The sequence below is a fragment of the Acinetobacter vivianii genome, from assembly GCF_014635885.1.
GTDB lineage: Bacteria > Pseudomonadota > Gammaproteobacteria > Pseudomonadales > Moraxellaceae > Acinetobacter > Acinetobacter vivianii.
On the sequence record NZ_BMDR01000001.1, the window covers coordinates 1 to 17,766 of the forward strand.

Consider the following 17,766-nt stretch of genomic DNA (forward strand, 5'->3'; position numbering starts at 1 on the left):
TGGCGCTCAAGTAACGGCATTAAAATACAAAGACCGTGCGACTGATGTTGAACATACGGTCGAGCTTGCAGGGATCTTTGTACAGATTGGGTTATTGCCAAACACGGATTTCTTAAAGAACAGTGCTGTCGAGTTGAGCAACCGTGGTGAGATCGTGATTAATGATCGTAACGAAACCAGTGTTAAGGGTGTGTTTGCCGCAGGCGACTGTACGACTGTGCCATACAAGCAAATTATCATTGCCACAGGTGAAGGCGCTAAAGCATCACTTTCTGCCTTTGATTATATGATCCGTTCTGGCGTATAAAGGATGTGATCGAAAAAAAGCCCCAATATTGGGGCTTTTTTATGGCATTTAGTTCTTTGGTTTATATAAACCATGATCAACCAGATGTTCGCGTAAAATACGACGAAGTTCTAATACAGCTTCAGGGGTTTCCTGAATGGAATGACCACCTTTGAAAATCTTTTCAGACACAGCACCATCTAGATGTGCACTTTTATAAGGAACAATTCCGTCGGTAATGACATTCGGATCATCACTCTTGGTAATGTTGCCCATAATTGAATGGAAAACTAGACCTTTTTCTGGTGGAATTGTGGCGGTTAATTCCATAAATTTGGATTTTTTACTCAGATCACTTGGCCCATTCTGGATCACGTCATTGGTCAAGGTTTTGACGAAATCCTTAAGATCCATATCATCACTAGTAAGTGTATCCGCTAAGGTTGTCAAGAATGTAGCAGGGAGCTTGATAATCTTACGGGCTGCCAAGGTAAACCAGCGATCAGCATAGTCTGTACCACGATGTGGGGCTGCCAAGAAAATGGCACGATCAAAGTTCGTAATCGGTTCCATCTTGAGACGCTCGCCGATCACAGGATGCTTTCTCAAACGCGCCTGTTGGCGGCTGTTCATCATGGTCAATGCTTCTTTGGAAATATCAGCATTGCTGACCAAAAGACGGCTGATAATGCCACCCATACTATGACCAATTAAAACAGCATCCTGAGCAGCTGCGTCTTTAGGATTGAGTGAGCCAAAAGCTTGCTTTAACACAGCATAGATTTGAAAGCGACTTTCCAGAATAGGCATATTGGTCGAATAGAAGACTTGCCAAACCTGATAATGCTCGCGCAATACTGCATCACCCATAATGTCGTTGGTTACGGCAATCCACGCTTCAGGACTACTTGCCAGACCATGCACCAGTACAATCACTTTTTTGTTCGGATTATAAGGTTCAAGCATATATAAATGCGGCATAGTGAGGTGCTGATCGCGGTCAATTAAAGTTAAATAAGCAGCAGTCCCTAAATTATTTTCAGCCAGCCAAAGCCCATAAGGCGCAGAGAAATTGGCGGCCAGAGAGTATTCTTTTCCAGCAATATTTACTTTCTCGACGCTATATGGATCGTAAACCTTGACTTCAAATTCTGGACTATTAAGCACATCGTCAACCGTTGCGGTTGTCTTTTTAGGTTGTGCAATAATGGTTGCAGCCAGATAACGTGCCTTATGAATATTTGGATTAACCCCATTGGGATAGCTATAACTTAATGGATCAAGGATGTATTTATTTTCACCATGAGCAGCACTATCGGTCGAAGGAAATACAGCCACGAAATCTGAACCGAAACCATCTCGACGGTTAATGGCTCTTAAACCAGAAAAGTTCATGTTATAGCTAGAAATAAACTTCTCGAGCTGCATGTTCTGCAAGCGTTGATAGGACTGAATATCAATGGTGTATGTGCTTTTACCAATTTTAATCGTTGGTGTAATGGTTTTGGATGGGTTTCTTAAACTATGGACATTAACCATTTTTGTCAAAGCCTGATTATAGAAATCCCGAATTTGAACTTGTCTGTTATCAAAAATTCGTTCCTGCGGCTGACGGGCAGTCTTAAATAAATAAGCATAACTGTAGCGAATACTTTTATCTAAAGCTTCAAGCTCCTGATCCAGACAGTTTTCATAGGTTTTCTGAATAGCTTTTTGTTCTTCTTCAGCTTTATGTTTGGTGAGTTTACTGACTTTACATTCAGAGGAGTCAGAAAGACTCATGGCTTTTGAAAGATATAATTCGCTGGCAGTAGATAAAAGTTGCTCATCCTGAATCTGCGGAATCTTATGCAGATCTGCAATACATTCATTAGGAGTCTGCATGCAGACTTTTGCTTCTTTGCCAGACATCGACAGGACATTTAGGCTGGCTTCGCTCAATTTTTTCTGTGTCAGAATACTATTACGCTCGTTCGCGATCGTCACATTGAGGTCTTGCTGTTTTAGACTGACGACCTGACAACCACTCATCACCATAGTACTGAGTAGGCTGATCGCAAATAAACGTTTATTCGGGGTAAATGCTAGCTTCATAAATCAGCAAGTTGGCTGGGAGATTGTAGCTATAATACGAAAATCGAATGTTTTTTCAATCATCCATAAAAAAATAGACTGTACACGACAGTCTATTTTTCATTACAGAATGGGACAGTAATTAGTTCAATACTTGCCAAACATTCCAGCGTTTTCCAGATTCAACTTCTTTGATCAAACGATCAGTAACTTCAGCTTCATCTGGGTAATTGATTTTGTAGTTCTTTAAGGTTTGAAGCGCATTTTTCTTTTGCTCTAACCAGAGATAGTTGTTAGCAGCAGAAAGATAAGCTTCTTGAACACCGCCTTTCATTGCCTTATCTAAATAAGGAATCGCTTCACGTTGACCGCCACCTTCAGACAAGCCAAAACCGAACCAGAAGTTCGTTTCAGCATCATTCGGGTTCATTGCAAGAATACGTTGAGCATAGGTCAATGATTTGGTGGTGTACGCTGTACCCAAATCCATATTACGTGCCATCACGCTTGCTTTAAAAGCACGTGTCAGTACGTCGATAGACGCATTTGGTTTTTCTGCCAAAGCATCTAATTTTTGAGTTGTTTCTTTCAACTTGGCTTCATAGCCTTTACGTTCTTGACGGTCAGGGAAGCGAGGTGGATAGTGGCGTGCCTTACCTTCAACCAGTTGTAGGAAGTCATCAATCTCAGTCACATCGACTTCATTTTCACCAGCAAGAACTGCATATTTTACATTGCGTTGTTTGCTGTCGATCGTCGGAACGATGAGTTTGTTGATATCTAATGTGGTGGTTTTTGATGGATCATTTTGTAATGACACAATCATTTTAGTCACAGGCTGAGCAGCAGCATCTTTAATTGCAACTTCGAAGCTTGGTGGCGCATCATATTTGATTGGATTTAAAGCATAGAACGGTGCTGTCGGTTCTGGCTCTTTGAATACAAATGGCTCAGAAGCTTTATCTTTTTTGACTGGGGCGATGCCACAGGCGGTTAAAAAAGAAGTTGAAAGTACAAGTAATGCCAAAGGCTTAAAATTCATGCTTACATCCATTAATTTTAGTTAAATGAGAAGTAGATCGTTGGTTTCACCAGTCTAGGAAAAGCAAAACCAACTTGCAATGATAAGCTTGTTACATTTCTTATATATTCGCTTAGGTTGCTGAAGTTTTGTTCTGTGCTTCACATTCACGTCTAACTTCTTCAATAATTTTAAGTTCTTCTTTACTCAATGGTTGATTTTTAGAACTTTGAGGTGAGAAACTCGGATCCAGTTCTGAGAGACGCTGGCACAGCACATTCATACGTTTTTCGTTTTTCTGCATACGATCCAGCAGCACACGAATACCTTCTAAAATTGGATCAGATTGATCTTGTGTCGTTGCATAAGGCTGGAAGCCGATACTTTCTGCATAGTCACGACGGCTGACTTCATCTTGTTCGACTTGGTTTTTATCTTTGAAGATGTAACGTGCAGGGTTACCGACCGCAGTCACATTTTCAGGGACTTCTTTGGTCACTACAGCATTCGAACCAACTTTCGCACCTTTGTGGACAGTAAATGGGCCTAAAATTTTTGCACCTGCACCGACTACAACACCATCTTCTAGGGTTGGATGGCGTTTGCCTTTATTCCAAGTGGTGCCGCCTAGGGTAACGCCATGATAAAGCGTAACGTCATTGCCAATTTCAGCCGTTTCACCAATCACAACACCCATGCCGTGATCGATAAAGAAACGTTTGCCAATTTTTGCACCTGGGTGAATTTCAATGCCTGTGGCAAAGCGGCTAAAAGAAGAAAGCAGGCGAGCCGTACCTTTATATTCTTTTTTCCACAATTCATGTGCCATACGATGCATGATCAGCGCATGGATACCGGGGTAGGTCGTTAGCACTTCCAGCGTGTTTCTAGCCGCAGGATCACGTGCAAATACAGCCTCGATATCTTCTTTAAGCTGTTTAATCATTTGAATGATCCTCCGTGTTTGTCTTTTTCCATGAACCTTTGGCAAGTGCCTGAACGCGACTGAAGATCCCACGTAATAAATGGTACTCCATACGATCTAATTGTATCCTTCCAAATAAACGACGCAAGCGTAATGGCAGTAAACGGGGATTATTCGGGTCTAAAAATTCGATTTCAGTCAGCATTTTTTCCAGATGAGGGTAGAACTCTTCCATCTGTTGCTGCGTCACCAGTGGTTCATCCCATTCCATGCTTTGCTGTTGTTTTAGTTGCATGTGGTCATCTGGTGTATCTGTAACTTGAGTATTTTGTTCAAGTGCAGCCATTCTCATTTCATAACACACCACCTGAATGGCTTGAGCGACATTTAGTACGCCGTACTCGGGATTGACTGGGATGGTTAAGTGGTAATTGGCTAAGGCCAGTTCTTCGTTGGTTAGTCCACGATCTTCACGACCAAAAACGATGGCAACATGTTGTTCTTTGCTAGCTGCCTGTAATGCTTCTTTTGCCGCAGGGCGAACATCGAGCAATGGCCAAGGAATGGTGCGACTACGGGCACTGGTACCGAATACGATATGACAATCCTGAATAGCTTGTTCCAGCGTCTCAACAATCTCAATCTGTTCAATTAAATCCTGTGCACCCGCTGACAGAGCATCAATATCGGGATGCGGATAGGTTTTCGGTGCAACCAATACGAGCTTGGATAAGCCCATGGTTTTCATTGCACGTAAAGCACTACCAATGTTGGCTGGTAGGGTGGTATTGACCATGACAATACGGACATGATCCAAATGTTTGGACACGTTATTTGAGTCAAACTGGTTCATATATTATCCAGAATTAAGAGTATTGAGAGACTTCTGCTTGATAGAGATCAAGCGCTTCATCCATTGACATGTTGTCAGGCGGCGGTGCGATGTTTGCCACTTTCGGGGCTTCTGCAACTTTGGCTGCTTTAGATTTCACTTGGTATTCGATCGCAATTGCTTCTTTACCAAAATAATCCCGCAACTTGCTCAGCAACTCATCCAGTGGCGCAACTTTCCATTGTGGGCCGAGATGTAGCTCGGCGGTTGCAAAACTTTGCTCAAGCTGGATTTGCAGGCCAATATGCTGGCACATATCAACATTACAATAAGGTAAAAGAATGGCTTGTAAATCTTTTGCTAAAGTTTTGCTCATCAGGTCTTGCGCTAAGCGAACCTGAATACTTTGGGCACGTTTCTGGCGAATTTCATTTAAACTGAATGCCTTACTTAATCGTGCCATTGGGCGGTCAAAGCCTTCACGTTCGTAGATTTCGCCTTCAATCACCACCACTTGTTCTAAGCGAACCACTTCTTTGTAACGCTGGAAACGCTCATGGTTACAGCTAATTTCGACACGGGCTGTGCCATCATCCAGTGTGATCATAATGCGGTTTGGGAAGTTGGCAATATCAACAACTAAACCTGCAAAAACTGTGGTAACACCACGACGTGTCGGTGTCAGCTCATTCAGTTTTGCTGAAATGAATGATTTTAATTCTGGACGATAGACATCAATCGGGTGACCTGTGAGGTAGAGACCCAGTGTGTCTTTTTCACCTTTAAGACGAACTTCGTCTGACCAAGGTTTCACGGGTTTGGCTGGTTTACGCTGAACTTCTTCAACTTCACCAAACAAGTCCATAATTCCTGTTTCACGGTTACTGCGCGCTTGTTCGGCTGCTTGCACGGCTTCTGGCAATTGTGCCATTAAGCTTGAACGTTCAATACCGAGACAATCCAGCGCACCCGCACGGATCAGGGCTTCTAAAGTACGTTTATTGATTTTTTTCAAATCAATACGATGACAGAAGTCGAATAAGTCCTTGTACGGGCCTTCGTTGATGCGTGAGTCGATGACCGATTGCATCGCTTGCTCACCAACGCCTTTAATTGCACCTAGACCATACACAATGGTTGCTTCATCGCTGGCATGGAAATGATACAAAGACATATTCACAGACGGTGGTAGCACTTCCAGCTTGTTATTACGGCAGTCGTCAATCAGGAACACGATACTGTCGGTATTCTGCATTTCCGAAGATAAAACCGCCGCCATAAATTCAGCAGGGTAATGAGCTTTTAACCAAGCGGTGTGGTAGGCAACAAGGGCATAGGCTGCGGCATGGGATTTGTTAAAACCATAGCCTGCGAACTTTTCCATATAGTCGAAGATATGGTTGGCAGTTGCTTCATCAATATCTTTTTTCGCCGCGCCTTCAATAAAGATCTGGCGCTGTTTGACCATTTCTTCAGGTTTCTTTTTACCCATGGCACGACGAAGTAAGTCCGCGCCACCGAGTGTATAGCCTGCACAGAACTGTGCTGCCTGCATTACCTGTTCTTGGTAAACCATAATCCCGTAGGTTGGTTCTAATACGCCTTCAAGCAAGGGATGAAGATATTCAAACTCACCGCCATGCATACGATGGATAAAGTCAGGAATAAGATCCATCGGGCCTGGACGATACAAGGAAACGAAAGCAATAATTTCTTCAAATTTGCTTGGTCGTGCTTCCTTCAACATCTTTTTCATGCCAACGGATTCAAACTGGAATACCGCAGTGGTATTTGCCTCTGCAAACACCAGATAAGCATCTTTATCGTCTAAAGGAACATTAGAAATGTTCAGTGGTATCTCGGATTTGATCCGCTTGTTGATATTCTGAACCGCATCTTCAATCACCGTCAGGTTACGTAGGCCCAAGAAGTCGAATTTAACCAGACCCGCAGCTTCAACATCATCTTTATCATATTGTGCTACGCGGTTGGTACCATCGGCATCACAAAGAACGGCTGAGTAATCGGTAATTTTACCGGGTGCAATCACAACACCACCCGCATGCTTACCTGTATTACGCGTGATACCTTCTAGCTTAAGCGCCATTTCCCAGATTTCAGCGGCATCATCATTGTCTGGATTTGACGGGTTGGTGACGATGTCTTTGAGCTGCGGTTCCATGTCAATCGCAGTCGCTAGATCGACACCCAGTGGCTTGGTTGGAACCATTTTAGAAATACGGTCAGCAAGACCATAGGATTTACCCAAGACACGGGCTACATCTCGAATCGCACCTTTTGCCGCCATGGTACCGAAGGTGGCAATCTGGGAAACTGCTTGACGACCATAATTCTGTGCAACATATTCAATCACACGGTCACGACCTGCAATACAGAAATCGACGTCAAAGTCGGGCATCGAGACACGTTCCGGGTTTAAGAAACGTTCAAAGAGTAGGTCATAACGTAATGGGTCAAGATCGGTAATTTTTAAGCTATATGCAACCAGTGAACCCGCACCTGAACCACGACCCGGCCCAACAGGCACGCCATTATTTTTGGCCCATTGAATGAAGTCCATGACGATGAGGAAGTAACCCGGGAATCCCATCTTGAGAATAATATCGACTTCATATTTGATCCGCTCATCATAAGGTTTGCGAATCTCGGCCCAGTCTTCGTCACGTTCAGCGATCGGATAAAGAACATTTAAGCGTTCTTCTAAACCTTCACGAGATAAATGCTCGAAATAGGTGTCGATGGTATACCCATCTGGAATCGGGAAATCAGGTAAGAAATAAGTACCGAGTTGTAATGCGACATTACAACGTCTTGCAATATGGTAGGTATTTTCAATCGCACTCGGAATGTCTGAAAACAGCTCAGACATTTGTTCGCCAGTTTTAAAATATTGTTCAGGGCTATAGTTTTTTGGGCGTTTATCATCGCCAAGTACATAGCCATCTGCAATACAGACGCGGGCCTCATGGGCCTCAAAATCTATTTGTTCAACAAAGTGCACATCATTATGGGCAACAACACCAATCTGATATTTGGCGGCCAGTTTCACGGCTTGCTGAATAAAATCTTCTTCGCCTACACGTTCAGTACGCGTTAAGGCCAAATAGACACGATTGCCAAATTTCTCAATCCATGCTTCCAGTAAAGGTTCAGCTTTTTGTGGATTGGAAGAACAGAGCATTTTGCCCACATCACTATGTTGGCCTAGCAAGACAATCAGGTCTTCTGCCTGTTCAAGTACCCACTCTTTTTGTACGCATGGGATACTTAACTGTTGGCCTTCGATAAAACCGCGTGACACGATTTCAGTCAGATTACGCCACCCAGTATTGCTCATTGCCAGTAAAGTTGCGCGATGTTCGGCATCATTGAGGCGAATGACACTGCCTAAAACGGGCTTAATGCCTTTCTTTAGACATGCTTCGTAAAATTTTACTGCTGCGTGCAGGTTGGATAAGTCTGTGAGTGCCAAAGCTGGCATCTCATCTTTTACGGCAGCCTTGACCAAATCAGGTATGCGAACAATCGATTCTGTAATCGAAAACTCTGTATGGATACCGAGATGAACAAACCGCATAGAAGGACTATCCTTTTTCAAACCAACGCATAGTTTAGCATGCAAACCGAAAATGACATGCTTAATATTTTGGCAAACCGTGTCTTTGCTTTGTTATTTTGCTCAAAAGTTAAAAATTAGTTTTTGATTTTTTCTATGTGTGGCTTAGTTTCACATAGTAATTAGACTGGGCGATGGCTTATCTGTCATGTTTAATATGAAAAGTGCTTACACGAGTAAAAGATATCCTATTGCTCTGAATGTGCTGAGAAACAACATCAAAGTAAAGCTGCACTGTTTGGAATTTGACTGTGTAAAAAGATATTTGATTTTGATTCAAAGTCTAGGGCACTGCTGTGGAAAGCGATCTAAAATCTAGACAACACATCTAAAGATTAAATATAAAAAAATCCCCCTGAATAAAAGGGGGAGTTCTTATTAACGCATTTTTGCCAAGAAACGGCCTAAGCGATTGATGGCTTCCCGAAGCTCATTTTCCGCAGGCAGGAACACCACACGGAAATGATCTGGCGTTGGCCAGTTAAAGCCTGTGCCTTGTACCAATAATACTTTTTCCGCTTTTAACAGATCCAGCATCAGTTTTTCATCATCTTCAATTGGATAAACTGCTGGATCAAGTTTAGGGAAGCAGTACATTGCGCCATCAGGTTTGACACAACTAAGACCGGGGATTTCATTCAGCATTTCCCAAGCAATATTACGCTGTTCGTATAAACGACCACCTGGGCGAATCAAATCGTTAATTGATTGATATCCACCTAATGCAGTTTGAATCGCATATTGAGCTTGGTGGTTGGCACATAAACGCATTGAAGCAAGCATATCCAAGCCTTCGATATAGTCTGCTGCACGTGCTTTGTTACCTGTAATCGCCATCCATCCTGCACGATAACCTGCAATACGATAAGCTTTTGATAAACCGTTGAAGGAAATACACAGTTGATCGCCAGCCAATGCAGCTACAGCCACATGCTCGATGCCGTCATAAACGATTTTGTCGTAGATTTCATCTGCAAATAAAATCAGGTCATGCTTTTTCGCCAATGCAACAATTTGCTCTAACACATGACGTGGATAGACTGAACCTGTCGGGTTGTTTGGATTGATAATGACAATACCACGGGTGTTTGGCGTGATTTTGCTTTCAATATCCGCAATATCGGGATACCAGTAGTTTTCAGAATCACATTTATAATGCACTGCGCTACCGCCAGACAGATTTACCGCTGCCGTCCATAAAGGATAGTCAGGCATTGGCACCAGCATTTCATCGCCATCATCCAGCAAGCCTTGCATTGCCATAACAATAAGTTCAGACACGCCGTTGCCCACATACACATCATTGACGTGCATATCAAAAACGCCTTTCTGCTGGTAGTACTGGCAGATCGCTTTACGTGCAGGGAAAATACCCTTTGAGTCGGTATAGCCAATTGCGTTCGGCAAGTTTAAAGCCACGTCATTAATAATTTCTTGTGGGGCTTCAAAACCAAAAGGTGCAGGGTTGCCGATATTCAGCTTGATAATCTTGTGTCCTTGCTCCTCCATTTCATTGGCGGCGCGCAGTACAGGTCCACGGATGTCGTAACAAACATGCTCAAGCTTAGATGATTTTTTAATTTCTCGGCTTGATTGATGAGACTGGGGAACAACAGTACTTTTAGACATAGCAGGATTCACTTTTGCATATCGGTATAAATAACTTTTAAAGGTTTCAACTGTTACCAGATTCAGGTCGTGCTGATCTCTCAGTAATTCAACAATTTTTTCGTGGGTAAAACCTGATTGTTGATATTGTCTGATGGTTGGTAATAAGTTTTGAAACACCACACTTTTTTTCTGAGACATTTTTTGTCCTATACAACCGTGCGGAACAAGAATATCACTATATTTGCTCACGCAAAAGACAATATTGTTAAAATTTGCTTACTTTGAATATTTAATTTGCTTTCTTTTTGCTATTTTTGGTTTAGATGCTTAAACTTCAATAAATTATACGATCTGAGACTAGAGTTTTTTTTGCGAATGGCGTAAATATAAAATCTGATCATCATGATATTTTTAACATCAGAATAAAAGGTGCAGGTTATGGGAAAAGTGAATAAAACAGACCGAGAATGGCAACGAGAGTTATCCGCAGAAGAATATCGCATTACCCGTCAGAAAGGCACAGAACCCGCATTTACAGGACAATATTGGAATAATAAGCAACATGGTACTTATGTTTGTCGTTGTTGTGGTGCGGAATTATTTTCTTCCGATACAAAATACGATAGCGGGTGTGGTTGGCCGAGCTTCTTTAAACCGATTGATAGTGTTGCAATAGAAGAACATGAAGATTTATCGCATGGTATGGTCAGAACAGAAATTGTCTGCCATGATTGCGATGCACATTTGGGCCATGTGTTTGAGGATGGTCCACAGCCGACAGGACTGCGTTATTGCGTGAATTCGGCATCATTACAACTTAAAACAGATGAGAAGAATGACGAGGAAACTTATCCATGAGTAACATTTATCAGTTTGAAGCTGAGTTGTTAGAGGGAGAAACAAAAGCGCTCGCTGATTATAAAGGCAAGGTCATGCTGATTGTAAATACTGCAAGTAAGTGTGGTTTTACCCCGCAGTTTGCTGGATTAGAAAAACTTTATGAAAAATATAAATCTCAGGGACTTGAAGTATTAGGATTTCCATGCAATCAATTTGGAGGACAGGATCCAGGCACCAATAAAGAAATCGGAACCTTTTGCCAGCGTAATTATGGCGTCAGTTTCCCCATGTTTGCCAAGGTCGATGTGAAAGGGCCTGAAGCACATGTGATTTTCCGTTATTTAACCCGTGAAGCGAAAGGGCTTTTAGGTAGTCGGAATATCAAATGGAATTTTACGAAATTTTTAGTTGGTCGTCATGGTGAAGTGCTAGAGCGTTATGCGCCAACAACTAAGCCAGAAGCCTTAGAAGCCGATATTGAAAAAGCTTTAGCCCAGAAATAATACGTTTTGGCTTGGAGTTAAATCATTTTGAACTCCACCGTTGAGTTTTGGAATCATCCTGACATGCCGTATGTTGAAACGCGTAGGGCATGTCAAAGTCGAATCTGTTATAAATCGCATAGTCATCCCACCTTTTCAATCGGCGCCGTAGATGCCGGGCAGAGCCATTTTTCCAGTTCTTTTGCTTCAGAGCAGCTGATTCAGGCGGGGAGCGTCGTAGTTATTCCTGCCCATGTTGAACATTCATGTAATCCTTTGCCTCAACAGGCTTGGAGTTACCAAATGATACATCTTGATGCAGCATGGCTTGCTGGACTGATCAATGAATTGCAACAGGAAATAGATTCGCACTTGGATTTAAACATCCCATATTTGCCGCAACTCAAACCCATAATTCTCCATGATCTGGATATTTACGCCGCATTTACTGGATTAAATCAGGTGTTGTTTGATCCTCAGATTCCAAGATTAGAAAAAGAACAATACTTAATTAAGACTCTAACTGAAATGCTCATACCGAATTTTCATTGGGAAAATATTGGGGCGGCAGGTTATTTCCAGCCATATTTACCGCGCTTAATTGAATGTCTGAATAGCAGTATGGATGATTTGTCGCTACAACAACTTGCTGATGAATTACAGATGAGTCGTTATGCGTTAATTCGGCTCTTTAAGCATTATTTGGGTTTAACACCACATGCCTATCAATTAAATCAAAAGGTGAATCAGGCGCGTTTACGCTTGCGTCAGGGCTGTGATCTGGCTCAACTGGCGTATGAGTTGGAGTTTACCGACCAAAGCCATTTTCATCGGGTCTTTAAACAATATACGGGGGTCACCCCAAAACAATATTCTAAAAAATCTTAGCTCCCGCAATTTTATACAAGAATAAAGTTTTAAGCTTTTTTAAGCTGGCTCTCCTTCATTTGGAGAGAAGGTATGGAGCTTTTTTTAACGATCGTGGTGACTCATTTTATTGCTTTGCTGACGCCGGGTGCTGATTTCTTCTTAATTTTAAAAACACTGATGCAAAGCAAAATAAAGGCAGCGCAATTGACTTGTATGGGAATTGCATTAGGCAATGCCATCATTCTGCTGATGATTTATTGCAGTCTGTTTCTGTTGGGGCAGGTCAATACTGAAATACTGGTCGCGATGAAATGGTTAGGTGTCCTTTATTTTGCTTATCTGGCGATTCAATGTTTTGGTGCGGCGCGTTCAGCACAGATCATCCCTAACACCGAGCCGGAAGATGTTGTAGCGTTGCAAAATAAGGCTCAATTTACGCACTTTTTACTGGGTTTAGGTTCAAGTCTACTCAATCCCAAAAACCTGATGTTTTATTCGGTCTTGGTGATTCTGGTTTATCCTCAATATAATTTTTTGCAAAACTTTTTGGTCTGCGTCTGGATGGTGGGCTTGGTGCTGATCTGGAATCTGGCGATGGTTAAATTGATGAACGCAACCATTTATCTGTCATGGTTAAATCAGCATATTCATTATTTATATTATCTGGCGGGCAGTAGCTTTCTCTTTTTTATGCTGGTACTGATTTTATCTTGAATATAAAAAAGACGATCAAATGACCGTCTTTTTCTTTTTTACTTAAATGCTATTGGGATGGTTCAATAGGTTGAGGCTGGGTTTTCCTGAAACTGTGTATCTTGCGATTAATATCGTCAATAAAGGTATACACCACAGGAATCACCAGTAAGGACAAGAAGGTACTGGTAATCAAGCCTCCAATCACCGAGATCGCCATAGGCGCACGGAAGCTCGGATCTGTACCAATGCCTAAGGCGATTGGTAACATACCTGCACCCATTGCCAGCGTGGTCATGATGATCGGGCGTGCCCGTTTATGACAGGCATCCAGCAAGGCATTGAAACGGGAGTAATGCTTCTCATCTCTAGCAATAATGGCGTAATCCACCAGTAGAATCGAGTTCTTGCTGGCAATCCCCATTAACATAATCAGACCGATCAAGCTTGGCATCGAGAAACTGCTTTTCGCCAATAGTAGCATCACAAACGCACCACCAAGTGATAAAGGCAAGGCCACCAGAATGGTAATCGGTTGCAGGAAATCTTTGAACAACAGCACCAGTACCACATAAATACACAATACGCCTGTTAGCATTGCCAAACCAAAGCTTGAGAACAGTTCCTGCATGACTTCGGCATCACCAATATTGGTACGTTTCACCGTTGGAGGCAGATTCTTCATGGTTGGGAGCTGGTCAACTTTTGCGGCGATATCACCCAGCGGCTGGTTATTCAGCTCAATGGTAAAGTTGATATTACGTAGTCGGTTAAAGCGGTCAATTTGTGATGGGCCACTTTCAATGTTGACATCAGCAATGGTGCCTAACATGACGGGCCCATGACTGCCTTTGACCATTAAGCGCTTCATCAACTCCTGATCCTGACGTGCTGATAGCGGTAGTTTGATCACCACAGGAATCTGACGTTGTGACAGGTTTAACTTAGCCAGATTCTGGTCAAAATCACCTGCAGTCGCGATACGCAAAGTTTCTGCAATATCATAGGTGGTGACACCTAAATCAGCCGCTTTGGCAAAATCTGGACGAATCACCAATTCGGGACGAATCAAGGCGGCACTTGAGGTGATACTCCCCACATTTGGAACAGTTCGTAATTCTCGTTCAAGGCTACGTGCTGTCGCCATTAATGTATCGGGATCATCGCCAGAAAGTGCAATTTGATATTGGCTATTGTTGCCTGCAAGTCCGACTTGGATGCGCGCGCCAGGCAGTGGTGCCAGACGTTGACGCAATTGGTCTTCTATGTCTTGCAAGCTGGCACTACGATCAGAACGCTCCGTGGTTTGAATGGTTAAAGTGGCTTTACGGGGTTCACCTGATGCGCCACCAGAAAATGGATCTGTTCCCGCAGCACCGCCACCAATAGTGGTATAGATACTTTTAATTTCAGGATGGTCTTTAATCAGGTTACGTGCGTATTCAGCCGTTTTAAGCGTATCTCCAAATTGAGAACCGGGTGTTAATTCCAGACGAACCTGTGTTTGTCCTGTATCTGGTGGAGGCACAAACCCAGTCGGTAATAAGGGAATCAACATGACCGAGGCAATAAAGAAAGCAATTGCGCCGCCTAAAGTGATCCAGCGGTGATTGAGACACCAAGTGACCAGACGCATATAACCACGCATGACTTTGCCATCTTTGGCGCGATCTTTCGCTAAACGTGCTGTGCCTTGATCTGCCGCCGTTTTGGTATCAGAAGCATCGTCCTGTTGTTCGACTTTGCCGATCCAAGGCTTCAGGATATAAGCAGACATCATTGGGGTGAGTAAACGTGCAACCAAGAGGGAAGCAAAAATTGCCAATGCTGCCGTCCAGCCAAACTGAACAAAGAATTTTCCTGCAATCCCACTCATAAAGGCAGTCGGAAGGAATACGGCAATCAGGGTAAAGGTGGTCGCAATAACGGCCAGACCAATTTCATCTGCGGCTTCCATCGCGGCTTCATATGGTGTCTTGCCCATGCGCAGATGCCGTATGATATTTTCAATTTCAACAATGGCATCATCGACCAGAATCCCCACCACCAGTGACATCGCCAGTAGCGTCACGGTATTGAGGGTAAAACCAAAGAAATACATGCCGATCATGGCGGGTAGGATGGACAACGGCAGGGCCGTTGCTGCAATAATCGTGGCACGCCAGTCGCGTAAGAATAACCACACCACCAAGATTGCCAGAATAGCGCCTTCATACAAGAGCGACATTGAGCCTTCGTAATTGTCGACTACAGGATTGACGAAGTTAAACGCTTCGGTGATCTTGATATCTGGATGTGCCGTTTTCAGTTTATCCAGTGCTTCAGTAACACCTTTTTGCACATCAACTTCACTGGCCCCTTTACTACGGGTGATTTCAAAACCAATGACGGGTTGTCCATTTAACAATGCAGCCGAACGTCTTTCAGCAATCCCATCCCGAATAGTGGCAACCTGATCCAGACGAATATGCCGACCATCACTTAACGCAATATCCATTGCACCAATTTCATCGGCTGTTTTGACCGTAGCAATGGTACGAATGGATTGTTCACTGCCACCTATTTTGGTTTGACCACCCGAGGCATCTTGCTGGATTAAGCGCAGTTGACGGGTTATGTCGGTCGCCGTTGCATTCAGTGCCAAGAGTTTTTCTGGATCAAGCTCAACATCAACCTGACGTGTGACACCACCCACACGTGCTACTGCACCCACACCTTTGACTTGGAGCATGGCGCGGGCAATATCGTAATCCACAAACCAAGACAGTGCTTCTTCATCCATCTTAGGCGATTGGATGGTATAGGTCAGAATAGGTGAGCCAGACAGGTTAATCTTACTGACAATTGGATCTCGTAAATCAGCAGGTAAATCGGAACGGACTTGTGACACGGCATTACGCACGTCATCCACTGCTTCCTGCAAGGGTTTTTCCAGCTGGAACTCGGCAGTAACGGTGACAACACCATCCTGAATATTGGTGTACTGGTTTCTGAGTCCTTGCAAGGTAGCAATCGAGTTTTCGATCTTACGTGCTACTTCGGTCTCAAGTTGTGGCGGCGCGGCACCCGGAAGGGCGGCGGTTACCGTCACCATGGGCAGTTCAATATCAGGGAACTGCTGGATCTTCATCCATTTAAAGCATAACAATCCTGCCAATCCCAGCATGATAAATAACAGGATGCCAGGAATCGGATTTCGGATCGACCAAGCGGAGAAATTCATCTTATTTCTCCTGTGTGGTCACGAGTTGTTTGGTGAGTGGTGTGTCTGGAATGTCTTTGGCAATACTGACAAGATCACCATCTGCCAAGAAACCTGTGCCTGAAGACACTACTTTGACATTCGGTGCTAAATCTAAAATTTCGACGCGATCGCCTAGACGTCGACCTACGTTGACTTTCTGTTGCGTTACACGATTTTTGTCATTGACCGTAAATACATAAGAAAAACCATCGCGTAACAACAGCGCTGTTTGTGGAACGGTTAATGCGGGTTTTTGGCCTAGATCAAATTCACCTTTGACGAACATCCCCATGCGTACAGCCTGCGTGGTTGGAATATCTACATACACCAGTCCATAACGGGTTTGAGGATCAATCACAGGTGCAATCATTCTCACTTTACCTGTTACGGCGGGCTGGGCTGGATCAGGTGAAATGATGTGCGCGGTCATGCCTTGTTTGAGTTTATACAAATCAGCGGTGGTCACTTCTGCGCGCCATTCCAGTCGATGGTCACGAATCAGACGGAAAAGTTCCTGTCCAGTTTGCGCTAATGAACCTACCGTAGCAGTTCGTGCTGAAATGACACCATTGTCAGGCGAGACCACTCTAGTTTGAGCTAAACGTAATTGATTGCTTTCAATCTGTGCTCTAGCTGCATCCAGCTTTGCTTGAGCAGTGGCTTGAGACGTTTGATATTGGGTGGCTTCCTGAGCTGAAATGGCGCCTGTGTTCTTGAGTTGCTGAATACGTTTGTTATTGGTGATGGCATCGGTAAGCACAGCTTGTGCTTCTGCATAACTGGCTTTCGCTGCTGCGAGATCGGCACGGATGGTTTCACTGTTAATTTCGGCTAAAACCTGACCGCGTCGCACCTCATCACCAACATTGACATTCACCCGAGTCAGACGCTGGCCAGAGAGTTCACTACCAATCACCACTTCTTGCCATGCAGCAATATTGCCATTCGCCGTAAATGTCTGTTTCCAGTTTTGCTGTTGAGGAGAAACCACGGTAACAGTCAGTGCCGCTTTCTGCGCGGTGGTATCAGCATTTTTTTGCTGTTTCGCAGCTGTTGTTTTCTTAGCAGTTCCAGTCTGCCAAACCACGATTACAATAATTAAAAGTACAACAACGATTGCTAAAATGAGCCAACCCTTTTTCTTTATTTTCTTGGGAGTTTGAGAAGTCATCTTTCCATAGTCATCAAGTTTTGATGGCTAAGTATAGACGAAGATTTCAACAGTAGGTCAAGATGCAATGGACAGATAAAA

Annotated in this window: 13 protein-coding genes; 5 read left to right on the top strand and 8 right to left on the bottom strand. The window is 43.5% G+C overall.

Annotation, left to right across the window (positions count from 1 at the left end; all coding sequences use genetic code 11):
- On the top strand, positions 1-307 hold a 307-nt coding region (locus IEV36_RS00005), incomplete at its 5' end, for an FAD-dependent oxidoreductase (protein ID WP_188393539.1).
- A gap of 48 nt (positions 308-355) precedes the next feature.
- On the opposite strand, the gene IEV36_RS00010 is transcribed toward IEV36_RS00005, so the two are convergent.
- From IEV36_RS00010 to IEV36_RS00035, 6 genes are all read right to left on the bottom strand, one after another.
- The gene (locus IEV36_RS00010; RefSeq protein WP_005257040.1) at positions 356-2,380 is read right to left on the bottom strand and encodes an esterase/lipase family protein; all 2,025 of its coding nucleotides are present in this window, start codon (positions 2,378-2,380) and stop codon (positions 356-358) included.
- 121 nt (positions 2,381-2,501) lie between these two features.
- Positions 2,502-3,401 (bottom strand): ABUW_2363 family tetratricopeptide repeat lipoprotein, encoded by a 900-nt coding sequence (locus IEV36_RS00015; RefSeq protein ID WP_005257042.1) that lies wholly within the window; start codon positions 3,399-3,401, stop codon positions 2,502-2,504.
- Between the two features lie 112 nt (positions 3,402-3,513).
- Positions 3,514-4,326 (bottom strand): serine O-acetyltransferase, encoded by an 813-nt coding sequence (gene cysE / locus IEV36_RS00020; protein ID WP_005257044.1) that lies wholly within the window; start codon positions 4,324-4,326, stop codon positions 3,514-3,516.
- A complete protein-coding gene (locus IEV36_RS00025) occupies positions 4,319-5,158 on the bottom strand; it encodes an RNA methyltransferase (RefSeq protein ID WP_005257045.1) in 840 nt (279 codons plus the stop codon). Before IEV36_RS00025 ends, cysE begins: the two co-directional genes overlap by 8 nt.
- A 13-nt stretch (positions 5,159-5,171) precedes the next feature.
- Entirely contained in the window at positions 5,172-8,735 is a 3,564-nt protein-coding gene (dnaE, locus tag IEV36_RS00030) for a DNA polymerase III subunit alpha (protein ID WP_005257047.1), read from the bottom strand.
- Between the two features lie 417 nt (positions 8,736-9,152).
- A complete protein-coding gene (locus IEV36_RS00035; RefSeq protein WP_005257059.1) occupies positions 9,153-10,583 on the bottom strand; it encodes a pyridoxal phosphate-dependent aminotransferase in 1,431 nt (476 codons plus the stop codon).
- Between the two features lie 240 nt (positions 10,584-10,823).
- Here IEV36_RS00035 and msrB point away from each other — a divergent pair, with 240 nt between their 5' ends.
- The 4 genes from msrB (at position 10,824) to IEV36_RS00055 (ending at position 13,291) form a co-directional block, all read left to right on the top strand.
- Positions 10,824-11,243 carry a peptide-methionine (R)-S-oxide reductase MsrB gene (gene msrB, locus IEV36_RS00040; RefSeq protein ID WP_004771736.1) on the top strand — a complete coding sequence of 140 codons (420 nt, stop codon included), beginning with the start codon at positions 10,824-10,826 and terminating at the stop codon, positions 11,241-11,243.
- Positions 11,240-11,728 (top strand): glutathione peroxidase, encoded by a 489-nt coding sequence (locus IEV36_RS00045; protein WP_004771737.1) that lies wholly within the window; start codon positions 11,240-11,242, stop codon positions 11,726-11,728. The genes msrB and IEV36_RS00045 overlap by 4 nt, the downstream gene beginning before the upstream one ends.
- A gap of 21 nt (positions 11,729-11,749) precedes the next feature.
- The gene (locus tag IEV36_RS00050) at positions 11,750-12,595 is read left to right on the top strand and encodes a helix-turn-helix transcriptional regulator (RefSeq protein ID WP_227591678.1); all 846 of its coding nucleotides are present in this window, start codon (positions 11,750-11,752) and stop codon (positions 12,593-12,595) included.
- 72 nt (positions 12,596-12,667) lie between these two features.
- Entirely contained in the window at positions 12,668-13,291 is a 624-nt protein-coding gene (locus tag IEV36_RS00055; RefSeq protein ID WP_005257064.1) for a LysE family translocator, read from the top strand.
- A gap of 49 nt (positions 13,292-13,340) precedes the next feature.
- Here the strand turns inward: IEV36_RS00055 and IEV36_RS00060 are convergent, their stop codons facing one another.
- Both IEV36_RS00060 and IEV36_RS00065 read right to left on the bottom strand, forming a co-directional pair.
- Positions 13,341-16,493 carry an efflux RND transporter permease subunit gene (locus IEV36_RS00060; protein WP_005257069.1) on the bottom strand — a complete coding sequence of 1,051 codons (3,153 nt, stop codon included), beginning with the start codon at positions 16,491-16,493 and terminating at the stop codon, positions 13,341-13,343.
- A gap of 1 nt (position 16,494) precedes the next feature.
- Entirely contained in the window at positions 16,495-17,685 is a 1,191-nt protein-coding gene (locus IEV36_RS00065) for an efflux RND transporter periplasmic adaptor subunit (protein ID WP_004771743.1), read from the bottom strand.
- Between the last annotated feature and the right edge of the window lie 81 nt (positions 17,686-17,766).

What these genes read in the sequence shown, in the direction of transcription:
- IEV36_RS00025 (WP_005257045.1), bottom strand. Translation starts at nt 5,158, where the DNA reads ATGAACCAGTTTGACTCAAATAACGTGTCCAAACATTTGGATCATGTC.
- IEV36_RS00035 (WP_005257059.1), bottom strand. Translation starts at nt 10,583, where the DNA reads ATGTCTCAGAAAAAAAGTGTGGTGTTTCAAAACTTATTACCAACCATC.
- IEV36_RS00010 (WP_005257040.1), bottom strand. Translation starts at nt 2,380, where the DNA reads ATGAAGCTAGCATTTACCCCGAATAAACGTTTATTTGCGATCAGCCTA.
- IEV36_RS00055 (WP_005257064.1), top strand. Translation starts at nt 12,668, where the DNA reads ATGGAGCTTTTTTTAACGATCGTGGTGACTCATTTTATTGCTTTGCTG.
- cysE (WP_005257044.1), bottom strand. Translation starts at nt 4,326, where the DNA reads ATGATTAAACAGCTTAAAGAAGATATCGAGGCTGTATTTGCACGTGAT.
- IEV36_RS00065 (WP_004771743.1), bottom strand. Translation starts at nt 17,685, where the DNA reads ATGACTTCTCAAACTCCCAAGAAAATAAAGAAAAAGGGTTGGCTCATT.
- dnaE (WP_005257047.1), bottom strand. Translation starts at nt 8,735, where the DNA reads ATGCGGTTTGTTCATCTCGGTATCCATACAGAGTTTTCGATTACAGAA.
- IEV36_RS00060 (WP_005257069.1), bottom strand. Translation starts at nt 16,493, where the DNA reads ATGAATTTCTCCGCTTGGTCGATCCGAAATCCGATTCCTGGCATCCTG.
- IEV36_RS00015 (WP_005257042.1), bottom strand. Translation starts at nt 3,401, where the DNA reads ATGAATTTTAAGCCTTTGGCATTACTTGTACTTTCAACTTCTTTTTTA.
- msrB (WP_004771736.1), top strand. Translation starts at nt 10,824, where the DNA reads ATGGGAAAAGTGAATAAAACAGACCGAGAATGGCAACGAGAGTTATCC.
- IEV36_RS00045 (WP_004771737.1), top strand. Translation starts at nt 11,240, where the DNA reads ATGAGTAACATTTATCAGTTTGAAGCTGAGTTGTTAGAGGGAGAAACA.